The organism is Tahibacter caeni, assembly GCF_024609805.1.
In the GTDB taxonomy this organism is placed as follows: domain Bacteria; phylum Pseudomonadota; class Gammaproteobacteria; order Xanthomonadales; family Rhodanobacteraceae; genus Tahibacter; species Tahibacter caeni.
The window spans coordinates 1-23,835 of record NZ_JANFVR010000047.1; the positions used below are offsets into that span (position 1 = coordinate 1).

At 67.4% G+C, this 23,835-nt stretch carries 17 protein-coding genes and 2 pseudogenes; 13 read left to right on the plus strand and 6 right to left on the minus strand.

What is annotated here, in order from left to right; genetic code table 11:
• Nucleotides 1–452: pseudogene (locus tag NON22_RS06570) on the minus strand (ATP-dependent helicase); the annotation flags it as partial.
• A 156-nt stretch (nucleotides 453–608) separates the two neighbouring features.
• On the opposite strand from NON22_RS06570, the gene NON22_RS06575 reads away from it, so the two are divergent.
• The 11 genes from NON22_RS06575 (at nucleotide 609) to NON22_RS06625 (ending at nucleotide 19,755) form a co-directional block, all read left to right on the plus strand.
• Nucleotides 609–1,076 carry a Dps family protein gene (locus NON22_RS06575; protein WP_257386133.1) on the plus strand — a complete coding sequence of 156 codons (468 nt, stop codon included), beginning with the start codon at nucleotides 609–611 and terminating at the stop codon, nucleotides 1,074–1,076.
• Between the two features lie 417 nt (nucleotides 1,077–1,493).
• The gene (locus NON22_RS06580; RefSeq protein ID WP_257386134.1) at nucleotides 1,494–5,120 is read left to right on the plus strand and encodes a Calx-beta domain-containing protein; all 3,627 of its coding nucleotides are present in this window, start codon (nucleotides 1,494–1,496) and stop codon (nucleotides 5,118–5,120) included.
• A 179-nt stretch (nucleotides 5,121–5,299) separates the two neighbouring features.
• Nucleotides 5,300–6,022, plus strand: coding sequence for a TVP38/TMEM64 family protein (locus NON22_RS06585; protein ID WP_257386135.1), 723 nt, complete (start codon nucleotides 5,300–5,302; stop codon nucleotides 6,020–6,022).
• A 103-nt stretch (nucleotides 6,023–6,125) separates the two neighbouring features.
• Nucleotides 6,126–8,714, plus strand: coding sequence for a glycosyltransferase family 2 protein (locus NON22_RS06590; protein ID WP_257386136.1), 2,589 nt, complete (start codon nucleotides 6,126–6,128; stop codon nucleotides 8,712–8,714).
• A 54-nt stretch (nucleotides 8,715–8,768) separates the two neighbouring features.
• Nucleotides 8,769–9,359, plus strand: coding sequence for an ECF-type sigma factor (locus NON22_RS06595; protein ID WP_257386137.1), 591 nt, complete (start codon nucleotides 8,769–8,771; stop codon nucleotides 9,357–9,359).
• 122 nt (nucleotides 9,360–9,481) lie between these two features.
• Nucleotides 9,482–10,060 (plus strand): ECF-type sigma factor, encoded by a 579-nt coding sequence (locus NON22_RS06600; RefSeq protein WP_257386138.1) that lies wholly within the window; start codon nucleotides 9,482–9,484, stop codon nucleotides 10,058–10,060.
• A gap of 65 nt (nucleotides 10,061–10,125) precedes the next feature.
• Complete coding sequence (locus tag NON22_RS06605; protein WP_257386139.1) at nucleotides 10,126–12,660, plus strand: serine/threonine-protein kinase; 2,535 nt, start codon at nucleotides 10,126–10,128, stop codon at nucleotides 12,658–12,660.
• A gap of 150 nt (nucleotides 12,661–12,810) precedes the next feature.
• Nucleotides 12,811–14,058, plus strand: a complete 1,248-nt coding sequence (locus NON22_RS06610; protein ID WP_257386140.1) for a pepsin-like aspartic protease — start codon at nucleotides 12,811–12,813, stop codon at nucleotides 14,056–14,058.
• A 415-nt stretch (nucleotides 14,059–14,473) separates the two neighbouring features.
• Nucleotides 14,474–15,055, plus strand: coding sequence for an ECF-type sigma factor (locus tag NON22_RS06615; protein ID WP_257386141.1), 582 nt, complete (start codon nucleotides 14,474–14,476; stop codon nucleotides 15,053–15,055).
• A gap of 60 nt (nucleotides 15,056–15,115) precedes the next feature.
• Nucleotides 15,116–15,688 (plus strand): energy transducer TonB, encoded by a 573-nt coding sequence (locus NON22_RS06620; RefSeq protein ID WP_257386142.1) that lies wholly within the window; start codon nucleotides 15,116–15,118, stop codon nucleotides 15,686–15,688.
• A gap of 542 nt (nucleotides 15,689–16,230) precedes the next feature.
• Entirely contained in the window at nucleotides 16,231–19,755 is a 3,525-nt protein-coding gene (locus tag NON22_RS06625; RefSeq protein WP_257386143.1) for a S8 family serine peptidase, read from the plus strand.
• Between the two features lie 61 nt (nucleotides 19,756–19,816).
• On the opposite strand, the pseudogene NON22_RS06630 reads toward NON22_RS06625, so the two are convergent.
• Nucleotides 19,817–20,386 (minus strand): annotated as a pseudogene (locus NON22_RS06630) (transposase); the annotation flags it as partial.
• 27 nt (nucleotides 20,387–20,413) lie between these two features.
• Between NON22_RS06630 and NON22_RS06635 the strand changes: the two are divergent.
• Complete coding sequence (locus NON22_RS06635) at nucleotides 20,414–20,656, plus strand: type I toxin-antitoxin system SymE family toxin (protein WP_257386144.1); 243 nt, start codon at nucleotides 20,414–20,416, stop codon at nucleotides 20,654–20,656.
• Between the two features lie 39 nt (nucleotides 20,657–20,695).
• Here NON22_RS06635 and NON22_RS06640 read toward each other — a convergent pair whose 3' ends face one another.
• Together NON22_RS06640 and NON22_RS24950 are read right to left on the minus strand one after the other, a co-directional pair.
• Nucleotides 20,696–21,214 (minus strand): SMI1/KNR4 family protein, encoded by a 519-nt coding sequence (locus NON22_RS06640; protein WP_306673680.1) that lies wholly within the window; start codon nucleotides 21,212–21,214, stop codon nucleotides 20,696–20,698.
• Entirely contained in the window at nucleotides 21,211–21,717 is a 507-nt protein-coding gene (locus tag NON22_RS24950) for a NucA/NucB deoxyribonuclease domain-containing protein (protein WP_425507957.1), read from the minus strand. The genes NON22_RS06640 and NON22_RS24950 overlap by 4 nt, the downstream gene beginning before the upstream one ends.
• A 47-nt stretch (nucleotides 21,718–21,764) precedes the next feature.
• Here NON22_RS24950 and NON22_RS06645 point away from each other — a divergent pair, with 47 nt between their 5' ends.
• Nucleotides 21,765–22,007, plus strand: coding sequence for a type I toxin-antitoxin system SymE family toxin (locus NON22_RS06645; RefSeq protein ID WP_257386146.1), 243 nt, complete (start codon nucleotides 21,765–21,767; stop codon nucleotides 22,005–22,007).
• Nucleotides 22,008–22,163: 156 nt separating this feature from the next.
• Here the strand turns inward: NON22_RS06645 and NON22_RS06650 are convergent, their stop codons facing one another.
• A complete protein-coding gene (locus tag NON22_RS06650; RefSeq protein ID WP_257386147.1) occupies nucleotides 22,164–22,610 on the minus strand; it encodes a hypothetical protein in 447 nt (148 codons plus the stop codon).
• Nucleotides 22,611–22,612: 2 nt separating this feature from the next.
• On the minus strand, nucleotides 22,613–23,835 hold a 1,223-nt coding region (locus NON22_RS06655), incomplete at its 5' end, for an RHS repeat-associated core domain-containing protein (protein ID WP_257386148.1).

Consider the following 23,835-nt stretch of genomic DNA (forward strand, 5'->3'; position numbering starts at 1 on the left):
CTGCGCGCGGCGATGCGCCGCGGCTGGGTGCAGCCGATGCGCCCGGCCACGCCGCGGCCGGCGGCCAGGCAGAGCTTGGGCAGCTGGGTGGTCTTGCCCGAACCGGTCTCGCCGGCCAGCACGACGACCTGGTGGCGGCGGATCAGCTGCACGATGTCCTCGGCGCGCGCGGCGATCGGCAGGCTCTCGTCGACGCGGATCTCCGGCACGCGCGCGGCACGCACCTCGCGCCGCGCGCGCGAGGCTGCGACGTCGGCTTGGAGCTTCGCGAACGCGGCCTCGTCGCCCGCCGCGGCGTCGTTCAGGCGGCGCCAGCGTCCGAGCAGGCGCGCGAAGTCGCGCGTGAGCGTGTGGTCCAGCGACTTGCGCAGCGCCGCGAGCCGGGCGGCCCGGCCGGCGTCGTGCGGCGCGGCGCGGGAAGCGGTGTCGTCGGCGGAATTCTTGTCGACCATCGAAAGACCAGTATCGGAGCGCGGGGCCCGCGGAACCCGCAATCATAGCGTCTGCCTATCGCGACCATCGTCGCGGCCCCGCCCGGCGGGACGCCGGCGCGGTAGAGTGTCGAGTGCCGGAACCACGACACACCCTAATCACCACAGGAGTCTGCAATGGGTATCGACATCGGCATTGCCAAGAAGGACCGCGAAGCGATCGCCAAAGGGCTGTCGCGGCTGCTGGCCGACAGCTACACGCTCTATCTCAAGACGCACGGTTTCCACTGGAACATCACGGGCACGATGTTCAACACGCTGCACCTGATGTTCGAGACCCAGTACAACGAGCTCTGGCTGGCCCTGGACCAGGTCGCCGAGCGCATCCGCTCGCTCGACGTGATGGCGCCGGGGTCGGGCGCGCAGTTCGCCAAGCTGTCCTCGATCAAGGAGGAGACCGGCGTGCCCGAATGGCGCGACATGGTGTCCCAGCTGGTCGACGGCCACGAGACCGTCGCGCGCACGGCGCGCGACGTGTTCCAGCTGGCCGACAAGGCGTCGGACCAGCCCACGGCCGACCTCGCCACGCAGCGCATGCAGGCCCACGAAAAAACCGCCTGGATGTTGCGCTCCCTGCTCGCCTGAGCCCCGCCGCCGCCGCTTCGCCGCTCCGTTCCGCCGGTCCCGGCGGGACGGAGCCCGCCCGCCGCCGCCGGCCCCGGCCGTTTGCGCTGCGGGACGACATGAAATCGTCAAAAGCCCATGCTAGCCTGCGTGCCTTTCGGCGGCGGCGTCCATGCAGGATGCCGCCGTCCCTAGGCGACGGATGAATCGCACGCCGCGCCGGCCCGGCGCGGCGCTACGGGAAAGCACAGCCGCTCGGCGCGGCGCGCAACGAATGGCAGGGAATCCAACCAGATCGCACCCCCGCAGCGGCCTGCCGAAGCGACCTCGCGTCGTCTTCGCGCGTACCGCGGCGGGCGGCTGCGTCTCCTCCGTTACCGGTGCCGGCGTCCATGCGGCGCGGTTCTTGTCTTACGCACTCTTGTTCAGGGGTCGAGTATGAAAGCAGTCGTTACACCCGCGCGCTGTGCACTGGCATTCGCCGTGCTCGCGGCAGCCGGGCCGGCCAGCGCCCAGGTCAGTCTGACCACCTTGGGCGGCGCCTATACCCAGGACTTCAACACGCTAGCGAGCAGCGGCACGACGAATACCACCGTGCCGGCCGGGTGGGCCTTCCTCGAGACCGGCACCAGCGCCAACACGACCTATGCGGCCGACACCGGCAGCGGCAACGGCGGCAACACGTACAGCTACGGCGCGACCAGCAACAGCGAACGCGCGTTCGGTGCGCTGCAGAGCGGCAGCGTAATCCCGTCAATCGGCGCGTCGTTCACGAACGACACCGGCGCGACCATCACCGACCTCGCGATCGCGTTCACCGGCGAACAGTGGCGCATCGGCAACAACAGCACGGCGCGCGACGACCGCCTCGAGTTCGAATACAGCCTCGACGCGACCGGCCTCGGTACCGGCACCTGGACCGCCGCCACCGCGCTGAACTTCGTCAACCCGATTAAAACTGCAGCCGCCGCCGGTCCGCTCGACGGCAACGCCGCCGCCAACCGTACGGCAGTCTCAAGTTCGATCGCCGGCCTGTCCATTCCGGCCGGCGCGACGTTCTGGATCCGCTGGAAAGACTTCAACGCGAGCGGCGCCGACGACGGCCTGGCCATCGACGACTTCAGCCTCACCCCGGCCGGCACGCTGCCGCTGCCGAACCTGTCCATCGACGACGTCAGCGTCACCGAAGGCGCGGCCGGCAACACCATCAACGCGACCTTCACGGTCAGCCTGTCGGGACCGGCCCCGGCCGGCGGCGTGACCTTCGACATCGCGACGGCCGAAGGCACGGCGACGCTCGCCGATGCCGACTACGTGCAGAAATCGCTGACGAGCCAGACCATCGCGGCCGGCAGCCAGACCTACACCTTCGACGTCGTCGTCAACGGCGACTCGGCCATCGAGGCCGACGAAACCTTCCTCGTCAACGTGACCAACGTGACCGGTGCGACCGTCGCCGACGGCCAGGGCCAGGGCACGATCACGAACGACGACGCGCTGATCCCGCAGCTGTCGATCAACGACGTCGGCATGAACGAGGGCGATGCCGGCACGACGACGGCGCAGTTCACGGTCACGTCCAGCGTCGCGGCGCCGGCCGGCGGCTACACGCTGAACTTCGCGACGGCCGACGACACCGCCACGGTCGCCGGCGGCGACTACCTCGGCGCGAGCGGCACGGTCACGATCCCGTCGGGCCAGACCACGGCGACCGTCGGCATCACCGTCAACGGCGACGCGACCTGGGAACCGAACGAGACCTTCTTCGTGAACCTCAGCGGCGCGCCGTCCGGCACGCAGATCGCCGACGCCCAGGGCGTGGGCACGATCACCAACGACGATCCGATCCCGCTGCTCAGCATCGGCAACGCGAGTGTCGTCGAAGGCCACTCCGGCACCGTCCAGCTGAACTTCCCGCTGACCTTGTCCGTCGCGGCGCCGAGCGCCGGCGTCACGTTCACGGTCGACACCGCCGACGGCACCGCCGCGGCCGGCAGCGACTACGTCGCGATCGTCAACGGCAGCGGCAGCGTCGCCGCCGGCCAGTCCAGCGGCACCCTGAGCGTCACGGTCAACGGCGACACCGTCGCCGAAGGGAACGAGACCTTCACCGTGACCCTGAGCGCCCCGGTCAACGCCGCCCTCGGCACGGCCACGGCCACCGGCACGATCACCAACGACGACGCCGTGGAGATCCACGACATCCAGGGCACCGGCCTGGCCAGCCCGCTGGTCAACCAGGGCGTGCTGACGCTCAACAACGTCGTCACCGGCAAGGGTCCGCAGGGCTTCACGATGCAGGCGCCGGACGCGCGCGCCGACGCCGACCCGAATACCTCCGAAGCGGTCTACGTGTTCACGTCGACGGCGCCGACGGTGCAGATCGGCGACCTGATCAACGTCTCCGGCACCGTGGCCGAGTTCAACGGCCTGACCGAGATCACCGGCGCGACGATCACCGTGGTCAGCAGCGGCAGCACGCTGCCGACGGCAGTCGAATTCAATGCGTCCGTGCCGTCGCCGAATCCGGCCACGCCGACCTGCACGGCCAGCGGCAGCAACTACGAGTGCTTCGAGTTCATGCGCGTGCACATCGCCGACGGCCTGGTCAGCACCGGCAACCAGCGCTTCGGTTCGCCGGCGACGGAAACCTTCGCCGAGGTCTTCATCACCGCCGACGGCCGCCGCGGCGTGCGCGAACCGGGCCTGCTGTATCCGCTGGTGCCGACGGCCGGCAACCTGGCCGCGGGCCAGTGGGACGGCAATCCGGAACTGTTCGAACTCGACGCGGACTACTTCGGCGCCGTGCCGGTCGACACCCCGCTGGTCGGCAACACGCGCTTCACGGCCACCGGCGTGCTCGGCTACGACTTCGGCGACTACGAGCTCTGGGCCACCGAGCTGACCGTGACCAGCGCGGCCGTCGTGCCGCGTCCGGTGCGCGACGCCAACGGCAGCACCGACCTGCGCATCGGCGCGTTCAACATGCTGCGCTACTGTGACACGACCAACAACGGCACCGGCTCGGATCCCTGTCTTGCGCCGACGCCGACCCAGGCCCAGTTCGACGCCAAGGTCGCGCGCCTGTCGGCCTACATCAAGGACGTGCTCAAGCTGCCGGACGTGCTCGGCACCGAGGAAGTCGAGAACCTGGCCGTGCTGCAGGCGCTCGCGACGAAACTGAGCACCGACAGCGGCGTGCCGTACACGGCGCGACTGGAGGAAGGCAACGACGTCGGCGGCATCGACGTCGGCTTTCTCGTGCGCACCGACCGCGTGACGATCAACACGGTGACCCAGCTCGGCAAGACCGTGACCTGGAACGATCCGACCGGCAGCCCGACCGCGCTGCTGAACGACCGTCCGCCGCTGCTGCTCGAAGCCACGTTCACCGCCGGCAGCGGCGGCAACGTGCCGTTCGCCGTCATGGTCGTGCATCCGAAGGCGCGCTCGTGCACCGACGCGCCGTCCGGCAGCAACTGCACCCAGGCCGACGTCGACCGCAACCGCCAGAAGCGCTTCCTGCAGGGCAAGTACCACGCCGAGCAGATCCAGGCGTTCCAGCAGGCGCATCCGGGCACGATCCTGACCGTGGTCGGCGACTTCAACGACTACCAGTTCAGCGACGGCTGGACCCACATGGTCGGCGCGATGGAAGGCCGCTACGACGACGCAGCCAACCTGCTCGACTACGCCGGCAACACCGTCGTGAGTCCGCCGCTGTGGAATGCCGTGGAATCGCTGCCCGAGAACGACCGCTACTCGTTCACGTTCACCGAGAACTTCGGCGTGTTCCAGGGCTTCAACACGCGCGACGTGCCGACCCTGCAGTCGCTCGACCACGGCCTGCTCAACGCGACCGCGCGCAGCCTGTTCATCGGCTTCGACTACGGCCGTGCCGACAACGACGCGCCGGCCGAATGGGAACGCCAGTGCAACCTCGTGCCGACGCCGGCACCGCCGGCCTGCCCGCACCCGGCCATCGGCGTGTCCGACCACGACGGCTTCGTGTTCGTGCTGGCCACCGACCGGATCTTCAGGCACGGCTTCGAGGCGGCCCCCTGATCCGGAGCGGCAGGCCGCTGCGGCGGCCTGCCGCTCCGTGCCGGTCGGGATACCCTGCTAGACTGCACGCAAGCTTCACCACCTGGGGCCGGTCATCCGGCCCCATTTTTTTGCGGCCGCCACGGCGTGCCGCCGGCGGACCGCGGCGACGCGGCGCCGGCCTCCTACCCTGCCCAGGCATGAAACGTCTACGTTCGCTGCTTCCGCTGTTGTTGCTGGTCCTCGTCGGCGCCGGCCTGTTCGCCTCGGGCGTGTTCGACCGCTTCGGTCCCAGCGGCATCGCCGCCGAACAGCACCTGCTGCAGGAGCAGATCGCCGCGCATCCGCTTCTTTCGGCGCTGATCCACATCGGCATCATCACCGCGGCGATCTCGACCGGAATTCCGGGCACCGTGGTGCTGATCCTGGCAGGCGGCATGCTGTTCGGCGCCGCGCTCGGCGCGCTGCTGTCCTCCATAGGCGTCGTGCTCGGCGCCTGCGTGCTCTATGCGGCCAGCCGCTTCGCGTTCGGCGATCAGGCCGCGCGCGCGCCGGCGCTGGTCGAGCGCCTGCGCCAGGGCTATCACGCGCACCCACTGAGCTACACCCTGTTCCTGCGCCTCGTGCCGGTGTTCCCGTTCGGCGGCGTCACCGTCGCGCTGGCCTGGCTGCGCTGCCCGACCTGGCTGTTCGTGCTCGCCACGGCCGCCGGCGGCACCCTGACCACGACGATCGAAAGCCTGCTCGGCGCCGGCCTGGCCAAGAACCTGGCCGAGAACGGCGCGATCGACGGCCACCTGCTCGGCGATCCGTGGTTCCTCGGACCCATGTTCGGCCTGGCGTTCCTGGCACTGCTGCCGATCGCGCTGAACCGCCTGCGCCGGCCGCGCGGCCAGCGCGGCGAGCCCACGCCGCCGCCCTGAAACCGCGGTCCGGGGCGGGGCCGCGGCCGCGTTGTGACCCGCTTCGCGCATGGGCTATCCTGCGCGCCACTTTGCGTTCCAGCTGCTCTTTCCGAGGTTTGTCTTGAGCAATCCGCAGCCCGTCGTGGTTCAGAAATCGCTGTGGAGCGCCATCCTCCTCGCCCTCGTCGTCGCGCTGCTGAACATCGCGCTGTGGGCCTTCATCAACCGGCCCGCGCAGATCGCCAACTGGGAAGGCAAGATCGAAGGCTTCGCGTTCAACGCGTTCCAGCGCTACCAGAGCCCGCTGCGCGCCAACTATCCGAACGAAGACGAGCTCGCCTCGGACCTGCGCATCATCGCCAGGCACGCCAAGCGCGTACGTACGTATTCCTCGCTGGAGAGCGCCGCGATACCGCGTCTCGCGCGCGATCTCGGTCTCGACGTCATGGCCGGCGCCTGGCTCGACCGGCGCACCGAACACAACGAGATCGAGCTCGAAGCCGTCATCAGCGCCGCACGGCGCTGGCCGAACATCGACCGCGTGATGATCGGCAACGAGACCATGCTGCGCGACGATCTCAAGCTCGAGCAGATGATCGACTACCTCGACCGCGCGCGCGCGGCGATCCGCCAGCCCGTGTCGACGGCCGAGCCGATCCACATCTGGATCAAGTATCCCGAGCTCGTCAAACACGTCGACTTCATCACGCTGCACCTGCTGCCCTACTGGGAAGGCGTGCCGCGCAAGGATGCGATCGCCTTCGCGCTCGGCAACTACAACGAGCTGCGCCGCCTGTATCCGCACAAGAAGATCGTCATCGGCGAAATCGGCTGGCCCAGTTACGGCGACCGCAAGAAGTTCGCCGACCCGACCCTGGCCGACGAGGCCCACTTCATCCGCGAGTGGCTCAACGTCGCGCGCGACCAGGGCCTCGACTACTACATCATGGAAGCGTTCGACCAGCCCTGGAAGGAAGAAACCGGCGGCCGCGCGGAAGCCTACTGGGGCGTGTTCGGCGCCGACCGCAATCCGAAGTTCTCGATGGTCGGCCCGGTCATCGAGGATCCGAGCTGGCCGTGGAAGGCGCTGGCCGCCTCGGCGCTCGCGCTGTTCCCGATGATCTGGTTCGCCTGGGCATTCACGCGCTTCCGCGTCGCCGGGCGGCTGTTCTTCCTCGGCCTGATCCAGCTCTCGGCCGGCGTGCTGGTCTGGTCGACGACGGTGCCCTACACGTTCTACCTCGACCCGATCGACTGGGCCATGCTCGGCGTGCTGATGCCGGCGCAGCTCGCGATCATCGGCATCCTGCTGATCAACGCGTTCGAATTCACGGAAGTCATCTGGCGGCGCAGCTGGCTGCGCGGCTTCGGCCTGCTGACGCCGGCGCCCGACGAGCGCCAGCCCTTCGTCTCCATCCACTTGGCCTGCTGCAACGAGCCGCCGGAGATGGTGATACTGACGCTCGATTCGCTGGCCGCGCTCGACTACGAGAACTTCGAAGTGCTCGTGCTCGACAACAACACCAAGAACGAGGCGGTCTGGAAGCCGGTCGAGGAGCACTGCGCGAAGCTCGGTCCCAAGTTCCGCTTCTTCCATCTGAACCCCTGGCCCGGCTTCAAGGCCGGCGCGCTGAACTTCGGCCTGACCCAGACCGATCCGCGCGCCGAAGTCGTCGCCGCGGTCGACGCCGACTACGCCGTGCGCGCCGACTGGCTCAAGGCGCTGACCGGCTATTTCCACAACCCCAAGGTCGCCGTCGTGCAGTGCCCGCAGGCGCACCGCGACTGGGAGCACAACGAATTCCGTCGCATGACCAACTGGGAATACGACGGCTTCTTCCGCATCGGCATGCACCACCGCAACGAACGCAACGCGATCATCCAGCACGGCACCATGACCATGGTCCGGCGCGACGCGCTCGAACGCACGGGCAACTGGTCGGAATGGACCATCTGCGAAGACGCCGAACTCGGCCTGCGCCTGATGCAGGAAGGCCTGGAGCTGGTCTACGTCGACGAGATCATGGGCCGCGGCCTGACGCCGGCCGACTTCACCGCCTACAAGTCGCAGCGCTACCGCTGGGCCTTCGGCGCAATGCAGATCCTCAAGGGCCGCTGGAGCTGGCTCACGCGCAAGGGTCCGCTCAGCGCCGGCCAGCGCTTCCATTTCCTCACGGGCTGGTTCAGCTGGTTCGCCGACGCGCTGCATCTCGTGTTCACCCTGATGGCGCTGGTCTGGACCGCGCTGATGCTGTCGCTGCCGAAATACTTCAACCTGCCGCTGCAGCTGTTCCTCGTGCCGATCATGGGCTTCTTCATCTCCAAGGCGGTGTTCGGCATCGCGCTGTACCGCGTGCGCGTGCCCTGCTCGTGGAAGGACACCTTGATGGCCTCGATCGCGAGCATGGCGCTGAGCCATGCGATCGCGCGCGGCATCTTCATGGGCCTGATCAAGAAGAAGGGCGAGTTCGTGCGCACGGCCAAGAGCCGCCGCCTGTCCAAGCGGCCGAGCGCGTTCAGCTCGGTGCGCGAGGAGCTGCTGATGTTCGTCGCGCTGATCTGCGCGATCATCGGCATGATGATCACGTTCGGCTTCCAGTACACCGAAGGCGAACTCTGGATGATCATCCTCGGCGCCCAGGCGATTCCGTACGTCTCCGCGCTGGCCGGCGCCTGGATCGCCCACCGTTCCGGCGAAAAGGCCGGCTGAAATGCGGCAGCGCGCAGCGGCGGCGCAGGCCGCGCCCGGCACGGGAGCGCGCGCGTGAACGGCGGCGACGTCGACATCACCGCGCTGCTCGCGCGCTGGCGCAACGGCGACCGCGACGCCGAGAACGCGCTGATGAACGCGGTCTACCCGCTGCTGCGCGAGCTGGCCCAGATGCGCCTGCGCCGCGCCGGCGGCAATCCGACCCTGAGCGCGACGGAGCTCGTCAACGAAGCCTACGCGCGGCTGGCCCGCGGCGACGGCGTCGACTACCAGAACCGCACGCACTTCTTCGCCGTGGCCGCGCGCGCGATCCGCAACTTCGTCGTCGACTACCTGCGCGCGCGGGGCAGCGAGAAGCGCGGCGGCGGGCTGCCGTTCGTCGAACTCGACAAGGCCGACGAGACGCCGGCCGACGACCTGATCGACCTGCGCACCGACTGGCTCGCGGTACACGAGGCGCTGAACCGCCTCGAACTCGTCGACCGCGAGTGCGCCCGGATGGTCGAGCTCAAATTCTTCTCCGGCCTGACCACCGAGGAGATCGCCGAGGCCAGCGGCGTATCGCGCGCGACCGTCGTGCGCAACTGGCGCTTCGCCAAAGCCTGGCTGCTGGATCAGCTCGCGTCGCGCGACCGTGACGCGTGATGCGTGACGCGTCGTCTCGCCTCGGCGCTCCCGGCGTCGACTGCGGCCCTTCCGCACACGGCTGTCGTCGAACCGGCGCCGAGTCCGCCGCTATCATGGCGGGGCCGGGGCCGGGGAACCGCATGAGCGAGATGACATCCGCAGACATCACCGCGCTGCTCGCGCGCTGGAGGGACGGCGACCGCGGCGCGGAGGCGGCACTGTTCCGGCAGGTCTATCCGGCGCTGCGCGACATCGCCCGCGCGCGTCTGCGCGGATCGGACCTGACCTTGTCCGCGACCGAGCTCGCCCACGAAACCTATGCGCGGCTCAGCCGCGGCGCCGCCATCGACTACCGCGATCGCGGCCATTTCTTTTCCGTCGCCGCGCGCGCGACGCGGCACTTCGTCATCGACTACGTGCGCACGCGCTACAACCAGAAGCGCGGCGGCCGCGCGCCTTTCGTCACGCTCGACGAACACGTCGACGACGCAGTTCACGACGACATCAACCTCGACGTCGACTGGATCGCCGTGCACGATGCCTTGATCGCGCTGGAAACCGTCGACGGCGACAGCGCGCGCGTCGTCGAGCTCAAGTTCTTCTCGGGCCTGACCACCGACGAGATCGCCGAGACCCTCGGCGTCTCGCGCGCGACGGTGGTGCGCAACTGGCGCTTCGCGAAAGCCTGGCTGGCCGACCGGCTCGGCACCGCAACCTGACGACGTTTCCCCGCAGCAACTTCCGGCCGCCCGGGCGGCCGATCCGACGGCAGCACGCAGACGCGATGAACAGCACGCCCTTCCAACGCATCAAGCAGATATTCGACGCGGCGGCCGACCTGCCGCCCGCCGAGCGCAGCGACTATCTGCGGCAGCAAGCCGATCTCGCCGACGACACGCGCCGGCAGATCGAGGACCTGCTGCGCGCCGACGACGCCGTCCAGGATGCCGCGACGTACCGCGCGATCGCCGGCGACGCGAGGCGCGCACAGGCGGAAAACTGGAAGAACCGGCGCATCGGCGCCTACTGCGTCGACGACGTGCTCGGCCGCGGCGGCATGGGCAGCGTCTTTCTCGCCCATCGCGCCGACGGCAGCATCGCGCAGAAAGTCGCCATCAAGGTCGTACGTCCCGAGCTGCTCGGCGCCGCGACCCTGGCGCGCTTTCGCGTCGAACGCCAGGTGCTGGCGCTGCTGCAGCATCCGAACATTGCGGCGATGCTCGATCTCGGCGAGCTGCCCGACGCGAGCCCCTACATCGTCATGGCCTACGTCGAAGGCCTGCCGATCGATCGCTATGTGCGCGAGCGCGGGCTCGACACGACGGCCTGCCTGCGTCTGTTTCTGCCGATCTGCGACGCCGTCGCCTTCGCGCACCGCAACCTGATCGTGCATCGCGACCTCAAGCCCGGCAACGTGCTCGTGGACGCGGAAGGCCGGCCGCAGCTGCTCGACTTCGGCATCGCCAAGCCGCTGCTGAGCCAGATCGGCAGCGTCGACGTCGAGCACACGGATGCGGAGCAGCGCTTTCTCTCGCTGAGCCATGCCGCGCCCGAGCAGGTCGCCAACGAACCGATCACGACGGCCTGCGACGTCTACGGCCTCGGCGTGCTGCTGTACGAACTGCTGGCCGGACATGCGCCGTTCCAGCGCGACGGCCAGACGCCGGCGCAGCTCGCCGTGCGCATCCTCGACGAAGACGCCGTCGCGCCGAGTCAGGCCGGCTCCGCAGGCGGGCGGGCGCATATCGCGCACGACGTCGACCTCATCGTGCTGCGCTGCCTGCGCAAGCGCCCGGCCGACCGCTACGCCTCGGTCGAACAGCTCGCCGACGACATCCGCCGCTACCTCGACGGCCGTCCGGTCGCGGCGCGGCAAGGCGACCTGCTGTACCGCGCGGGCCGCTTTTTTGCGCGCCATCGCGCCGCCGTTTCGCTGGTCGGCGTCCTCGTCGTGGCGGCCGCGCTCGGCGGCGCGATCTACCTGCGCCAGCGGAACGCGCTGGCGCGCGAGCAGCAGCGCGCCGACGACATGACCGGGCTCATCACCGACGCGCTGCGCATGGTGGATCCCGTCAACGCGAGCGGGCGCGACATGAGCGCGCGGGAAGTGTTCGAACGCGTCGCCGCGCAGGCCCAGGCGAGCCCGGCGCTGGATGCCGCGTCGCGGACCAACGTCCTCGGTTCGATCGCGCAGATCGACCTGAGCCTGGGACTGCCGGGCGAGGCGCTCGCGCTGCTCGAGCGCATGGATGCGGCCTCGTCGGATGCCGCAACGCGCGACACGATCGCGCTGCTGAAGGCACGCGCGCTGATCGCGCTGTCGCGCGTCGACGAAGCGCGCAGTGAGATTGCCGCCGGCCTCGCGCAATCGCCGACCGGCAGCGACGCCCATCGCCGCTGGCAATTGCTGGACGCGTCGACCGACCTGAACCAGGGCAGCTACGAACCGCTGCTCGCCAAGCTGGAGCCGCTGATCGGCGAAAACTGGCCCGCCGCGCTGGCCGAGGAGCGCGACAATCTGCAGGCGAACGCGCTCTGGCAGGAGGGACGGGCCGACGAGGCGATCGCCGCGCTGCAGCGCACGTTGACCGTGCAGCAGCAGCGATTCGGCGCCGGCTCGCCGGCGACGTTCGACACGCTGCTGCTGCTCGCCCGGCGCAAGGCCTTTCTCGGCAAGCTCGACGAAGCCGACGAACTGTTCGCGCAGTTGCTGGCGATCAGCGATCGCTACTTTTCCCGGCATTCCGTGCGCTATGCCGGCGTCATGGCGCTGGGCGGCACGATCGAAACCCGGCGCGAGCATCTGGAAAAGGCCATCGAGTACATCACCGAAGGCCAGAAGATCCACATCGCGCAGACCGGCGAAAACTCCGGCAACGTCGCGTCGGCGCACCTCAATCTCGCCTCGATCAACGAGGCGCTCGGCCGGCACGAGGAAGCCGCGCGCCGCTATCTCGCCGCGGTCGCCGTGGCCGAACGCATCTGGCAGGCCTCCGACCCGAATCTGCTGCTGTTCCGCACGGCCGCGGCGACCTATCTCACCCTGCAGGACCGCCGACGGGAAGCCTATCCGATCGCCCGGCGCGCCCTTGCCGATGTCCAGGCCAATCCGAATCTCGGTGAATACGACGCGCTGCCGCTGATCGTCTTCATCGCCGACTTCTGCCTGCTCGACGACGACGACAGCCCCGGCCAGCGCGCCGTCGTCGCTCGCGATCTGCATCAGGCACTGGAAGCGGCAGAATCGCACGACATCCGGAGCGCGGCGGAACAGCTGGTGAAAAAAGCGCGCGAGCGCGGCATAGAGCCGAAGCCCTAGCGAAACGGCGACGCCGATTTCGGCGCGGAGGCTGGCGCACGGCAATCGCGGCGCGTAGAACGGTGCAGCGCGCCCGACCGCGGCACGGCCGTCCGCTGTCGGGTGCGCACTCCCCGACACTTCCCGTTTGCGACTTTGGAGCGATCGCGCATGTCCCGCAATCTGCTGCAACTGACGACCACCCTGGCCTACGCGCGCGGCGGCTACAGCGTCGCGCTGAACCTCGGCAGCGAAGACAGCGCCGTCAACGTGCTGCTGGACACCGGCAGCAGCACCCTGGCGGTGACCGCGCAGCGCTATGCGCCGGAACGCGACGCGACGCTGGCCGCGACGGCGTACGCGCAGCAGATCGCTTACGGCGGCGGCCGTCTGGCCGGGCCGGTGCTGCGCTCGCGCGTCGGCGTCGGCGACCGCGATCAGCGCCGCAGTCTCGACGACGTGGCCTTCGCCTGCGTGCAGGGCGCGCCGCCGACGTTCTTCCGCGACGCCGACGGCATCTGCGGCCTGGCCTATCGCCGGCTCGACGCGGCGCACGACCTGTCGGTGCCGCTGGCCGCGCAAGGCCGCGATCCGGCGCTGACCTGGCCCTGGCCGTACGCCGACACCGATGCCGCCGCGCTCCACGCGCTGCTCGAACAGCAGCCGCGCGTGGAGCTGGAGCCGCTGTTCACGGCGCTCGAACGCCACGGCGTGTTCGCCGACTGCTTCGCGCTGCAGATCGGTCGCGCCGTGGTCCATATCACCGACGCGGCGGCGACGGCGCGGCAGCTCGAAGGCGATCCGCTGAACCGCGGCGTGCTCGTGCTAGGCGGCGGCGAGGAATGCCAGTCGCTGTACGAGGGCGGCTTCGCCGACCTGCGCGTGCTGCACGACGTCTACTTCAACGTGAACCTGCTGTCGCTGCAGGTCGGCGACGACGATCCGCTGCCGGCGCCGGCGCTGCTGCCCGAATACGAGGCCGGTTCGGTCAGCAACGCGATCATCGACACCGGCAGCAGCTTCGTGATGCTCGAAGCCTCGCTCTACGACGCGGTCATCGCGGCGCTGCGCGCGCGCGATCCGCGCCTGGCCGATCTCGTCGCGCGTTTCGAGCAGGCCTTCGCCGAGGGCCAGGGCCTGCCGAATTCGGCCATCGATACGGCCGAATGGCCCGTGCTGCACCTGCGCCTCGAAGCGCCCGACGGCAGCGAGACCTGCCTGCGCTGCGAACCCGACGACTATTGGCCGCGCAACGGCTACTACGCCGGCCAGCGCGTCTTCCTGCTGCTGCGCCAGATCGCCGGCTGGGCCAACCAGAGCGTGCTCGGCCTGCCGCTGCTCTGCGGCCGCTACTGCGTGTTCGACCGTCGCGGCGGCGGCGCCGGCCGCATACGGCTGGCCAAGGCCCGGACCGGCTAGCGGTCGGCAGGCGCGACCGTCGATAACGCCTCGCAGACGGCACCGATCGTCGCGGGCGCCGGATCGCGCGGCGTCGGTCGACGTATTCCTTGCGCCGCTTCGCACGCAGTGAAAAGACGCCGTTCGGGCAGATTCCGCACCGCCGAAAGCAACTAGCGGAGAGCGACGCGGCGAGATCGCGATGCCGACGCCAGGACAATAAGCGCCCTGCCGCGTCTCAGCGTCACGACGGCATTCGGCGCCTGCCCGGCTCATAGCGCCCGGTCGTGCGGCGTCGTCGGCGTTCCATATGCGCCGTTCCAGCGCCTCGACTCGTCATCGGTGCGGAGCCGCCGCGAGCGCGCCATACGCGACCCGGCTCGACGTTCCGGCGCCGTTGTAAGACCATGACCGCATCACGGATGCCACGCGCGCAATGACCGACGACATCGTTCCCGACATCACCGCGCTGCTGAGCCGCTGGCGCGGCGGCGACCGCGAAGCCGAATCGGCGCTGCTCGACGCGGTCTATCCGGCCCTGCGCGACATCGCCAGGAAGCAGCTCCACGGCCAGCGCGACTTCACCTTGAGCGCGACCGAGCTGGCCCACGAAACCTACGCGCGGCTCTGCCGCAACACCGGCATCGACTTCCACGACCGCGGCCATTTCTACGCGATCGCCGCGCGCGCCGCGCGGCATTTCGTCATCGACTACGTGCGCAGCCGCGACAGCGAGAAGCGCGGCAGCGGCCTGCCGTTCGTTGCGCTCGACGAGCTGGCCGAGGAAGTCGCCGACGACCGCATCGACCTCCGCGTGGACTGGCTCGCCGTGCACGAGGCGCTGGTCGAGCTGGAACGCAAGGACCGCGACAGCGCACGCATCGTCGAGCTCAAGTTCTTTTCTGGCCTGACTACCGAGGAAATCGCCGAGGCCGTCGGCATGTCGCGCGCGACCGTGGTGCGCGACTGGCGTTTCGCGAAAGCCTGGCTGGCCGGCCGTCTGCGGCACCGGGATTGACGCGACGCCGCGGCGCGCGTTCGCGCCATTTTCCACAACCCTGCAACGGCGGAGTCGTTCATGCGCACATTCGTCCCTGCCGCCGCCGCACTGGCAGCGGCAGTCACTGCCGCCGGCTGCGCACCGTCGCCGTCGCGCAAGCCGGCGCAGCCGCCTGCCGCATCCGTGAGCCGCGGCGTCGTCAGCGACGAGATCCTCGAGGCCGGCGCAAAGGAGCGCTATGCGGCCGAAGCCGGAGTGAGCTACGACCCGCCGGTCGCGCTGCCGGACAATCCCGAGCCGGTCTATCCGCCGGCCCTGCTCGACCGGACATTGCCGCCGCAGAGCGTCACCGTCGCGCTGCACGTCGATGCCGACGGCCGCGTCGTCGACGTGACGCCGCAAGCGACCGCCGACCCGGTGCCGGCACCGTTCCTCGCCAGCGTGCGCAGCGCCGTGCTGCAATGGAAATTCTTCCCGCTCGTGCGCGTGCGCGCCGGCACCGGGCCCGGCACCGTCACGATCGGCGACGTCACGACGACCTATCCGGGCCAGGCCACGCGCCTGCCGTTCAGTCAGACCTATCGATTCGTTTTCTCCCGCGTCGGCGGCTCGCCGCAGGTCAGCGCCTCGGGCAGCGACCCGGTACGGTGAACGCACGACGTCGACGACGCAGCCGGCCGGGTCGCCCGCCCGCAGCGCAACGCCACTGAGGACGGATCTGTCCGTATGACCGACACACTGCCGCTTCGCGGCCTATACGGCCTGCGGCCCTGAAGCACATCGACCACAAGACCACGACATATCTGTCTACGGCATCAGTTTTCTTTCCGGATCGCTAGTCCTAGGGACCCAGCCTTCACCGGGCCGGCACCGCGCAACCTCTGCTGCAGCGCAACCCGGAAGCGATAGCCATTCGATCGACTCGCCGCTTTCGCGGCGCCTTTTCGGCCACCGGCACATTCACACCTGCGCCGCAACGCACAAGCCCACCGTGCCGCGCGAGACGTTCCGCGATGCGCCGAGGCACCCGCAACCGGACCTGGACAAGACGCGGAATGCGCCTTCCGAACGCGGCATTTCCGCCGAATTGCCGAGGCGCGCACACGGCCTGCGCAGGATTTTTCCGCGCTGGGCCGCTCGCATACTCGATGGCTGTTGCACCCAACCCAGCCTTCCCAGGGGAGTACCGAAACATGAAACGCCACCGCCTTGCCGCGGCGATCTCGTTGCTCATCGTCGCCGGCGCGATTCACGCGCAGGGACCGCATCTCGTCGCGCCGCAGACCGTCGCACCCGAGCAGCTGACCGATGCGATGGTCGCCAACACGCGCCTGCTGCTGACGCGCGCCGGCGCCTTCGATCCCACCGTCGAGCAGGTGGATTTCGCCGCCACCGGCGCGGCGCCCGACGTGTCCGCCGCGCGCTATGCCATCGTGCAGTTCGCCGACGGCACGGCCGCGCGCGAACGGCTGGAGAAGCAGAACGTCCGTATCGTCGGCTACGTGCCGAACAACGCCTACATCGTGAAACTCGACGACGGCACGGCGCTGAGCGCGCTGGGCAGCCTGTCCGGCGCGCGCTGGTCGGGCCTGTACCAGCCGGGCATGAAGCTCGATCCGCGCCTGTACGCGACGGCCCAGAGCGCGCTGGCCGAAGCGCCGTTCGGCGGCATCGACATCGAAGTGTTCGGCTTCTCCGGCGAATCGGCCGAGCGCCTCGCCGAAAGCCTGGCCAAGGCCGCGCCCGGCGCGCGCATCACGACGGTCAACTCGCGCGAGGACAATCCCTATGTCCGCGCGAACGTGAACCTGACCCAGCTCGCCGCGTTCGTGCGCGGCGCGACGGCGATCGAAGGCGTGGCCTGGGTCGCCCCGTATCTGCAGCCGGCGTTCGAGAACTCGGCCGCGATCGGCACGGTCCAGGGCAACAGCACGGCCAATCCGGCCGGCAGCGGCGCGGTCGAAGCCGGCAAGACGCCGATCTGGGATCACGGCATATTCGGCAGCGGCCAGATCGTCGCGGTGTCCGACTCGGGCGCCGACGCCAACGAGGCCTGGTTCACCACGCTCGACAAGGGCTCGGGCCCGGTCACCGCAGTGGCCACGCCGCAGACCCCGGCGCCGCCGACGGCCGGCACCCTGCAGCCGACGCAGAAAGTCATCGGCTACTGGGTGCAGCCCGGCGCGACCGCCTACGACAACACAGCGACCTGTCCGGGCGGCAGCCCGACGAGCTTCCACGGCACGCACACCAGCGGCACGGTGCTCGGCGACGCAGCCGGTACGTTCGGCGCGACGACCTACCTCGCCTCCACGCCGACCGCGGCCAATCACGAGCTCGCCGACGGCATGGCGCCGAACGCACAGCTGCTGTTCCTGGACATCGGCAACGACACCTCGGGCTGCCTGTCCATCACCGACCTGACCGGCACCCTGCAGCAGGGCTATGCCGGCGGCTCGCGCATCCACAGCGCGAGCTGGGGCGCGCCGACCGGAGGCATCTATTCCGGCAACGACTTCGAAGCCGACTACGTGCTGAGCAGCAAGGCCGAAGACATGATCTTCGTCGTCTCGGCCGGCAACGAAGGCCCGGGCGCCACGACCACCGGCACGCCGGGCAACGCGAAGAACGCGATCACCGTCGGCGCGCTCGGCCACGGCGGCTCCACCACGGTCGCCTCGTTCAGCAGCCGCGGCCCGACCGCCGACGGCCGGCGCAAGCCCGACGTGATGGCACCGGGCTCCTCGACGATTTCCGCGTCCGGCGACGCGACCACGAACGCGACGCCCGAAGCGCCGGCGACCAAGGCGCTCAGCGGCACGTCGATGTCGGCGCCGACGGTCTCCGGCAACGCCGCGCTGCTGCGCCAGTACTTCGCCGACGGCTGGTATCCGCGCGGCGCGGCAACGGCGGCCGACAAGTACAACCCGAGCGGCATGGCCATGAAGGCGGTCATCCTCAACGGCACGAACGCGATCAGCGCGGCGAACTGGAACAGCACCGCCTACGGCTGGGGCCGCATGTGGCTGGATTCCAACCTGTGGTTCGCCAACACGCTGACCGGCGGCGACGACAACCGCCGCCTGCGCCTGTTCGAGCGCACCCAGGCCGCGGGCCTCAAGACCGGCGAGCAGCACGAATACACCATCGCCAACGTCGCCGCGGGCCAGGAACTGCGCGCGACCCTGACCTGGTACGACATCGAAGCGCAGCAGGGCAGCCTGCTGAGCCTCGTCAACAACCTCGACCTCGAAGTCGTCGGCCCGGGCGGCACCTACCTCGGCAACGTGTTCACGAGCGGCGTGTCCACGACCGGCGGCACGGCCGACGTGCGCAACACGGTCGAGCAGTTCCGCCTGACCGCGCCGACGGCCGGTAGCTACACCTTCCGCGTCAAGGGCACGTCGATACCGGGCGGCGCGCGCGCGAACACGAATCGCCAGGGCTATGCGCTCGCGGTCTCCGGCGCGTTCGGCTTGCCGGCCGGCCCGGCCTTCGCGGCGCCAACCGCAACCGCGGCGACCAACAGCGGCAACCAGGTCAACGTCGCGTTCACAAGCGCCGGCGGCGCCCAGGGCTTCCAGCTCTATCGCGCAGACGGCACCTGCGCCGCAGCCAGCGCCGGCGACTTCCGCCTCGTCGGCACCGCCGCCGCCAGCCCGCTCGTCGACACCACGCCGCGCGCCGGCCAGACCTACGCCTACAAGGTCCGCGGCGTTTCCGGCGACGTCGAAGGCGACGCGTCCAACTGCGTCGAGGTGACCTCGACCGCGGCCTGCACCCTGCAGCCGGAGTTCAGCCACGACAGCCTGGCCGTGAACTCGACCCAGGGCGCGACCTGCAAGGTCGGCCTGGCCTGGGCCGCCGCGCCGGCGAACTGCCCGTCGGCGACCGTGAGCTACAGCGTCGAGCGCGACGTCACGCCGTACTTCACGTCGCCGACGACGATCGCCGCATCCGTGGCCTCGCCGTCCTACGACGACGTGTCCGTGCTGTTCGCGAGTCCGTACTTCTACCGCGTCACGGCGACCGACTCGCTCGGCAACGCGGCGCCGAAGAGCACGATCGTCAACGGCACGCCGATCGGCCCGGCCGGCATCCGCGGCCGCACCTACCTCGACGACGGCGACAACCGCATCTACTCGACGCTCGAAGCGCCGTGGAAGGTGACCAACACGGCCGCCAGCGCGGGTTCGCTGAGCTTCCACACGGGCTTCGACAACGTGAACTACCCGTCGGACGCCTGCGGCGCGGTCACGACTCCGGCCATGCTGATTCCGAGCGCGGCGGTGCTGAGCTTCAAGGCCCGCTACGACTTCGAATACCAGTGGGACGGCATGGTGCTCGAGATCTCCACCGACGGCGGCGCGACCTGGAACGACCTGCCGCCCGACGGCGGCTATCCGAACACGCTCGCGCAGACCATTCCGAACAACGCCTGCAACTACCCGCCGACCCACGGCGCGTTCACCGGCGTCAGCACGGCCGCATCGAACGCCGACCCGAACAACGGCTCGGCGACCGCGGTGTTCAAGCCGTTCACGCGCGACCTGTCCGCCTATGCGGGCCAGAGCGTGCGCATCCGCTGGCGCGTCACCTCCGACGGCAGCGCCGAGTTCGCCGGCGCCTTCCTCGACGAGATGAAGATCACCGGCGACGAGCTGTTCTCCGACGGCTTCCAGGTCGACACGCAGTACAGCTGCACGACGGCGCCGTAACGACCACGCAGGCGGGACTCTTGAAGGGCGCGGCTACGGTCGCGCCCTTTTTTTGGGTTCTTCACCCATTACCGGGGAATGCCGCGCGGATTTTGAGGAAGAAGTAAGCATCGTCCCGGAAGCCGTAAGCGGTGCGCTTGATGACCTTGATGCGGTTGTTGATGCCTTCGAGCAGGTTGGTGCCCAGCGGCCAGCGACAGTGCGCCAGGATGCCCGGGAGATAGGGTTCCAGGCATCGGGCGAAGTGTTGCAGTGGCGGCAAGCCGCTGCCCATCGCGCGTCGGCTCCACGATAGCCAAGCCTTCTTCGCCCAGGCCCGACTTCGGTAGCGCCAGAGCTGCTTGAGGTCATCCTTGAGCAGGTAACCGGTCAGCAGCGCTTTGTTGGCCGCGAGCAGTTCGTCCAGTTGCACGATCTTATCGGCCGGAACGTTTTCCCGGTTGCGCAGCAACAACCAGCGCGACGTCTTGACCACCCGACGCGCTGGCTTGTCGGCACGAAGTCGATTGGCTTCATCCACGCGCACTCGGTCAATGACTTCGCGGCCGTACTTGGCGACGACATGGAACAGGTCGTAGACCACTTCGGCCTTCGGGCAGTGTTGACGTACTTCCAGGTCGTATGCCGCTGACCACAACCCACTGACTAGGAGTGGATCATGGCTAAGGCCAAGCATAGGCCATCGACCGCCGAGCGGCGTATCACCGTCGGCACCTCGCACTATCCTGCCCTGTGTGACCGCGACTACGCGGGCGATCGGGACGTGCCGTATATCCGGCTGCGCGGGCACTGGCTGCAGCGTGCTGGGTTCCCGCCGAACGGGCGTATCCGCGTCAGCGTGCGCGATGGGTGTCTCGTCATGACCTGCGAGCCGCCCACCACCAACACAAGACGGCGCTGAGAGCTACAACAAAAAGCCCCGCATTTGCGGAGCTTTTTGCTATTCCATCAACTCGTCAACATCCAGCTCTTCATTTTCCCCTACTCGCTCAAGAACCATGCCTATGAAAGCATCGAACGAACTAGCCAACCTCTTAATCTTTCCAGCCTCAAAATCAATGCCAAGCACTGCCGGGGCCTCCGCATCTCTGCCGTCGAGCACGACAAACACGTCGCCATTCCACGTGGCAAAAGGAACCCAACTGCTGGGCCAGCCCCGAACCTCATTGGACTCGCCGTCAACCCTATGAACTCGATTAGATCGTCTAGAAGCCCACTCTGAGTAAAGACTTCCAATTTCGCTTGATGGCAATAAGTACCAAAACCCATCACCAAACCACGAATCAGAAGGCGACCCATTTCGCCAAGAAAGAAGCTCACGTAACGAAGCTGGAATTTCCCCAATCTTCGATCTCAGCAAAGCAAGATCTTGCTCGGTAGCCGGACCTGGCGCGGTTCGTGCCAAATCCGGCCTTCTGTCTAAAACTATGCGTTCAAGCTCCGAGAGAGAAGCCATCATTCACTCCAGTAATGAACCCGCCCCATTCTATCGGTGAAAAAGCTCTTAGACCCAGGTATTCCCAATGCCACGAATCTGGACCATCGCGAAATTCCATCCGGGCTTATCATTGCCGTGCCGTAAAAGCTGTCAATAAACCCACCAGTCCTGCTTGACTCATTCAAGTCCAGCAAGCGAAGGGAAACACCCCATAGAACGTAGTTGACCGGACCACCCTGCCTTGTAGTGGCAAACGGAAACTCATCGCAAGCGGCAGATTTTCCGGAGTTGCTCGCTCCATACGCATCTCTCGACTTCCTATCGCACTCAGGCGCACGGTTGTACCAACCTCTCGGCCAAGCGGGCGTTCGATTCAGAGCTGGGCTGATCGGCTTAAAGTTCGACCCCTGCCCGATCAGCGCTTCTCCAATGTGAAGCGCATGATCTGGAAACTCGCTACCGAAAACGATAATCGGAACGCCAAGGAAACGATCGACTTCATTTGCTGCCGCAGTCAAAGCCAAGGCAGTGATGAGCGCAACATTGACTCCTTGTGCAGTAGCAGCAGATCATGGCTAAGGCCAAGCATAGGCCATCAACCGCCGAGCGGCGCATTACCGTCGGCACCGCGCACTATCCTGCGTTGCTCGGCCGCGAACACGGCGGCGATCGGGAGGTGCCTTACATTCGCCTGCGCGGGCACTGGCTGCAGCGCGCCGGGTTCCCGCCGAACGGACGCATCTATGTCAGCGTGCACGACGGCTGTCTCGTCATGACCTGCGAGACGCCGCCAACCAAGACGCACCCACGCTGACGATTGCGTCAAAAAGCCCCGTAATCGCGGGGCTTTTTGATGCGTACTACGCGAGAGCACAGAGCGAGGTTATCGTCTGTCAACGAACAACGCCTCAGCGTAGCGTCGGACTTTTCCGACGCACGACAGATTTACGGGTGTCCTGATTTACGCTCTTCAAAACAAGTAATAAAAAGCGTCTCCTTCATCTCCGTCGCGCAACGCCATCCAGTCGAAGCCTCTCAATAGAGAAGCCGTAAGAATGAACGCTTCGTCGAGCTCCATTCCACGATTAAAAATCGCTTCATGCACGCCGACCGGAATAGTCTTGAAGAACTCATCGCTAGGCGCGCACACGAAGAGCCGCACCGACATAGAACGAGTGACATTTTCGATAACCTGATCACTAGTTTGTGGCGGCAAATTGAAGTACCCACCAATCCCCACATCCCCGGTTGAATAGTCGGCTATGTGTGAAAACGTCGCAATCGGTTCGCGATCGCATATGTCGCCAAAGCTCTCAGACTCCAACTGAGAAATGCACTCGTAGTCGGCAACTGATATGACTATTCGGTTCCTATCTCGCTTCAGGCGACAAAGCATCTCATCGAGATCAATCCTCATTATTACGGCTCTCTTGGCACATGGAACTCGAATCCTCCATCTAGCCAATAATCGGCATTGTCCTTGTCACCGGGAAAGTGGTTGCTTCTCGGCATCTTCATCCAATCCATCCTGAATAGCTGACGCTGCGTGTTTTCACGAGTCCCGAGAGCGAAACCGAGACCAAAAAATCGCGTTGAATGACCACCAACGGCAATGACAGCTTTTCTCGTCCCAAAATTTGCCAAGGGGATCGGTACTCCAGTCGAAATCAGCTTTCCGTTACCAGGCGTACGAATCGGCGTAGGCATGTAGAAAACTACAGTAGAACTTTTATCCGGAACGTAGCGAAAAAATGTCTTTATTCTGTGTAGCCCGACACTGCGCGCGATTCGCGCAGCATTCTGACGCAGAACACGAGAAGCCCGCTCGAATTCCGAAGGGCCCAATTTACCCTGAAAGTCTGGATTTGATGGATCAAGATACGCTGTCAATTGCGATATGGCGGAAGGATCGTTCAGAATCTTTAGCGCTTCGATCAGTGACTGCACTGCTCCGACCGCAGTTTGCGCACGCCCAACAAAGTTGGTTATCGCAATGGAGCGCGATAACAGGTTCCCGACGACGGCATTGACCTCGCTGAGCGTCATATGACCGCTGGGGTCGCGTCCGTTAACAGCATCGGCGCCTGCGTACAGATATTTGTGAAGCGATATTGGCTCGGCATCGAACCCAGCAAAGCTATCCTGCTGCGTGAACCGACCCGCCTTCGGGTCCATGTACCTGGCCCGCAGGTAATAGAACCCCGCATTCGGGTCCCACTGCTCTCCCGTATACATGAAGGCGTTGTCACTGGTCTGCAGCGAGGCCGCCGCATCCAGCTCCCCGAACGCTTCATAGGTCAGGTGATCGGTGATCGCCGCGGTCTCGTCGGTCAGCAGCCGCGTGCTACCGAGCCCATCGGCGTGGTAGTAGCGCAGCCCGGCCGGGATGCCGGGATTGCCCCCACTGCCGGCCACAGCCGGCGTGTAGCGCCGGATCCGATCATCCCCCACCGCATACAGCGCTTTCAGGGTGGGCGTGCCGCTGCCCTGCTGTTCGGCCTCCTCAATGACCTGCGCGTAGGCAGTATTCGGATCGACCAGGTAGTGCGTCGTGACGGGGTTCGCACCGGTCGCATCGGTGGTCTGGCTCAGGCGCGTGCCGTCATGCGCGTAGGCGTAGCGCGTGACCTCGCCGGCCAGGG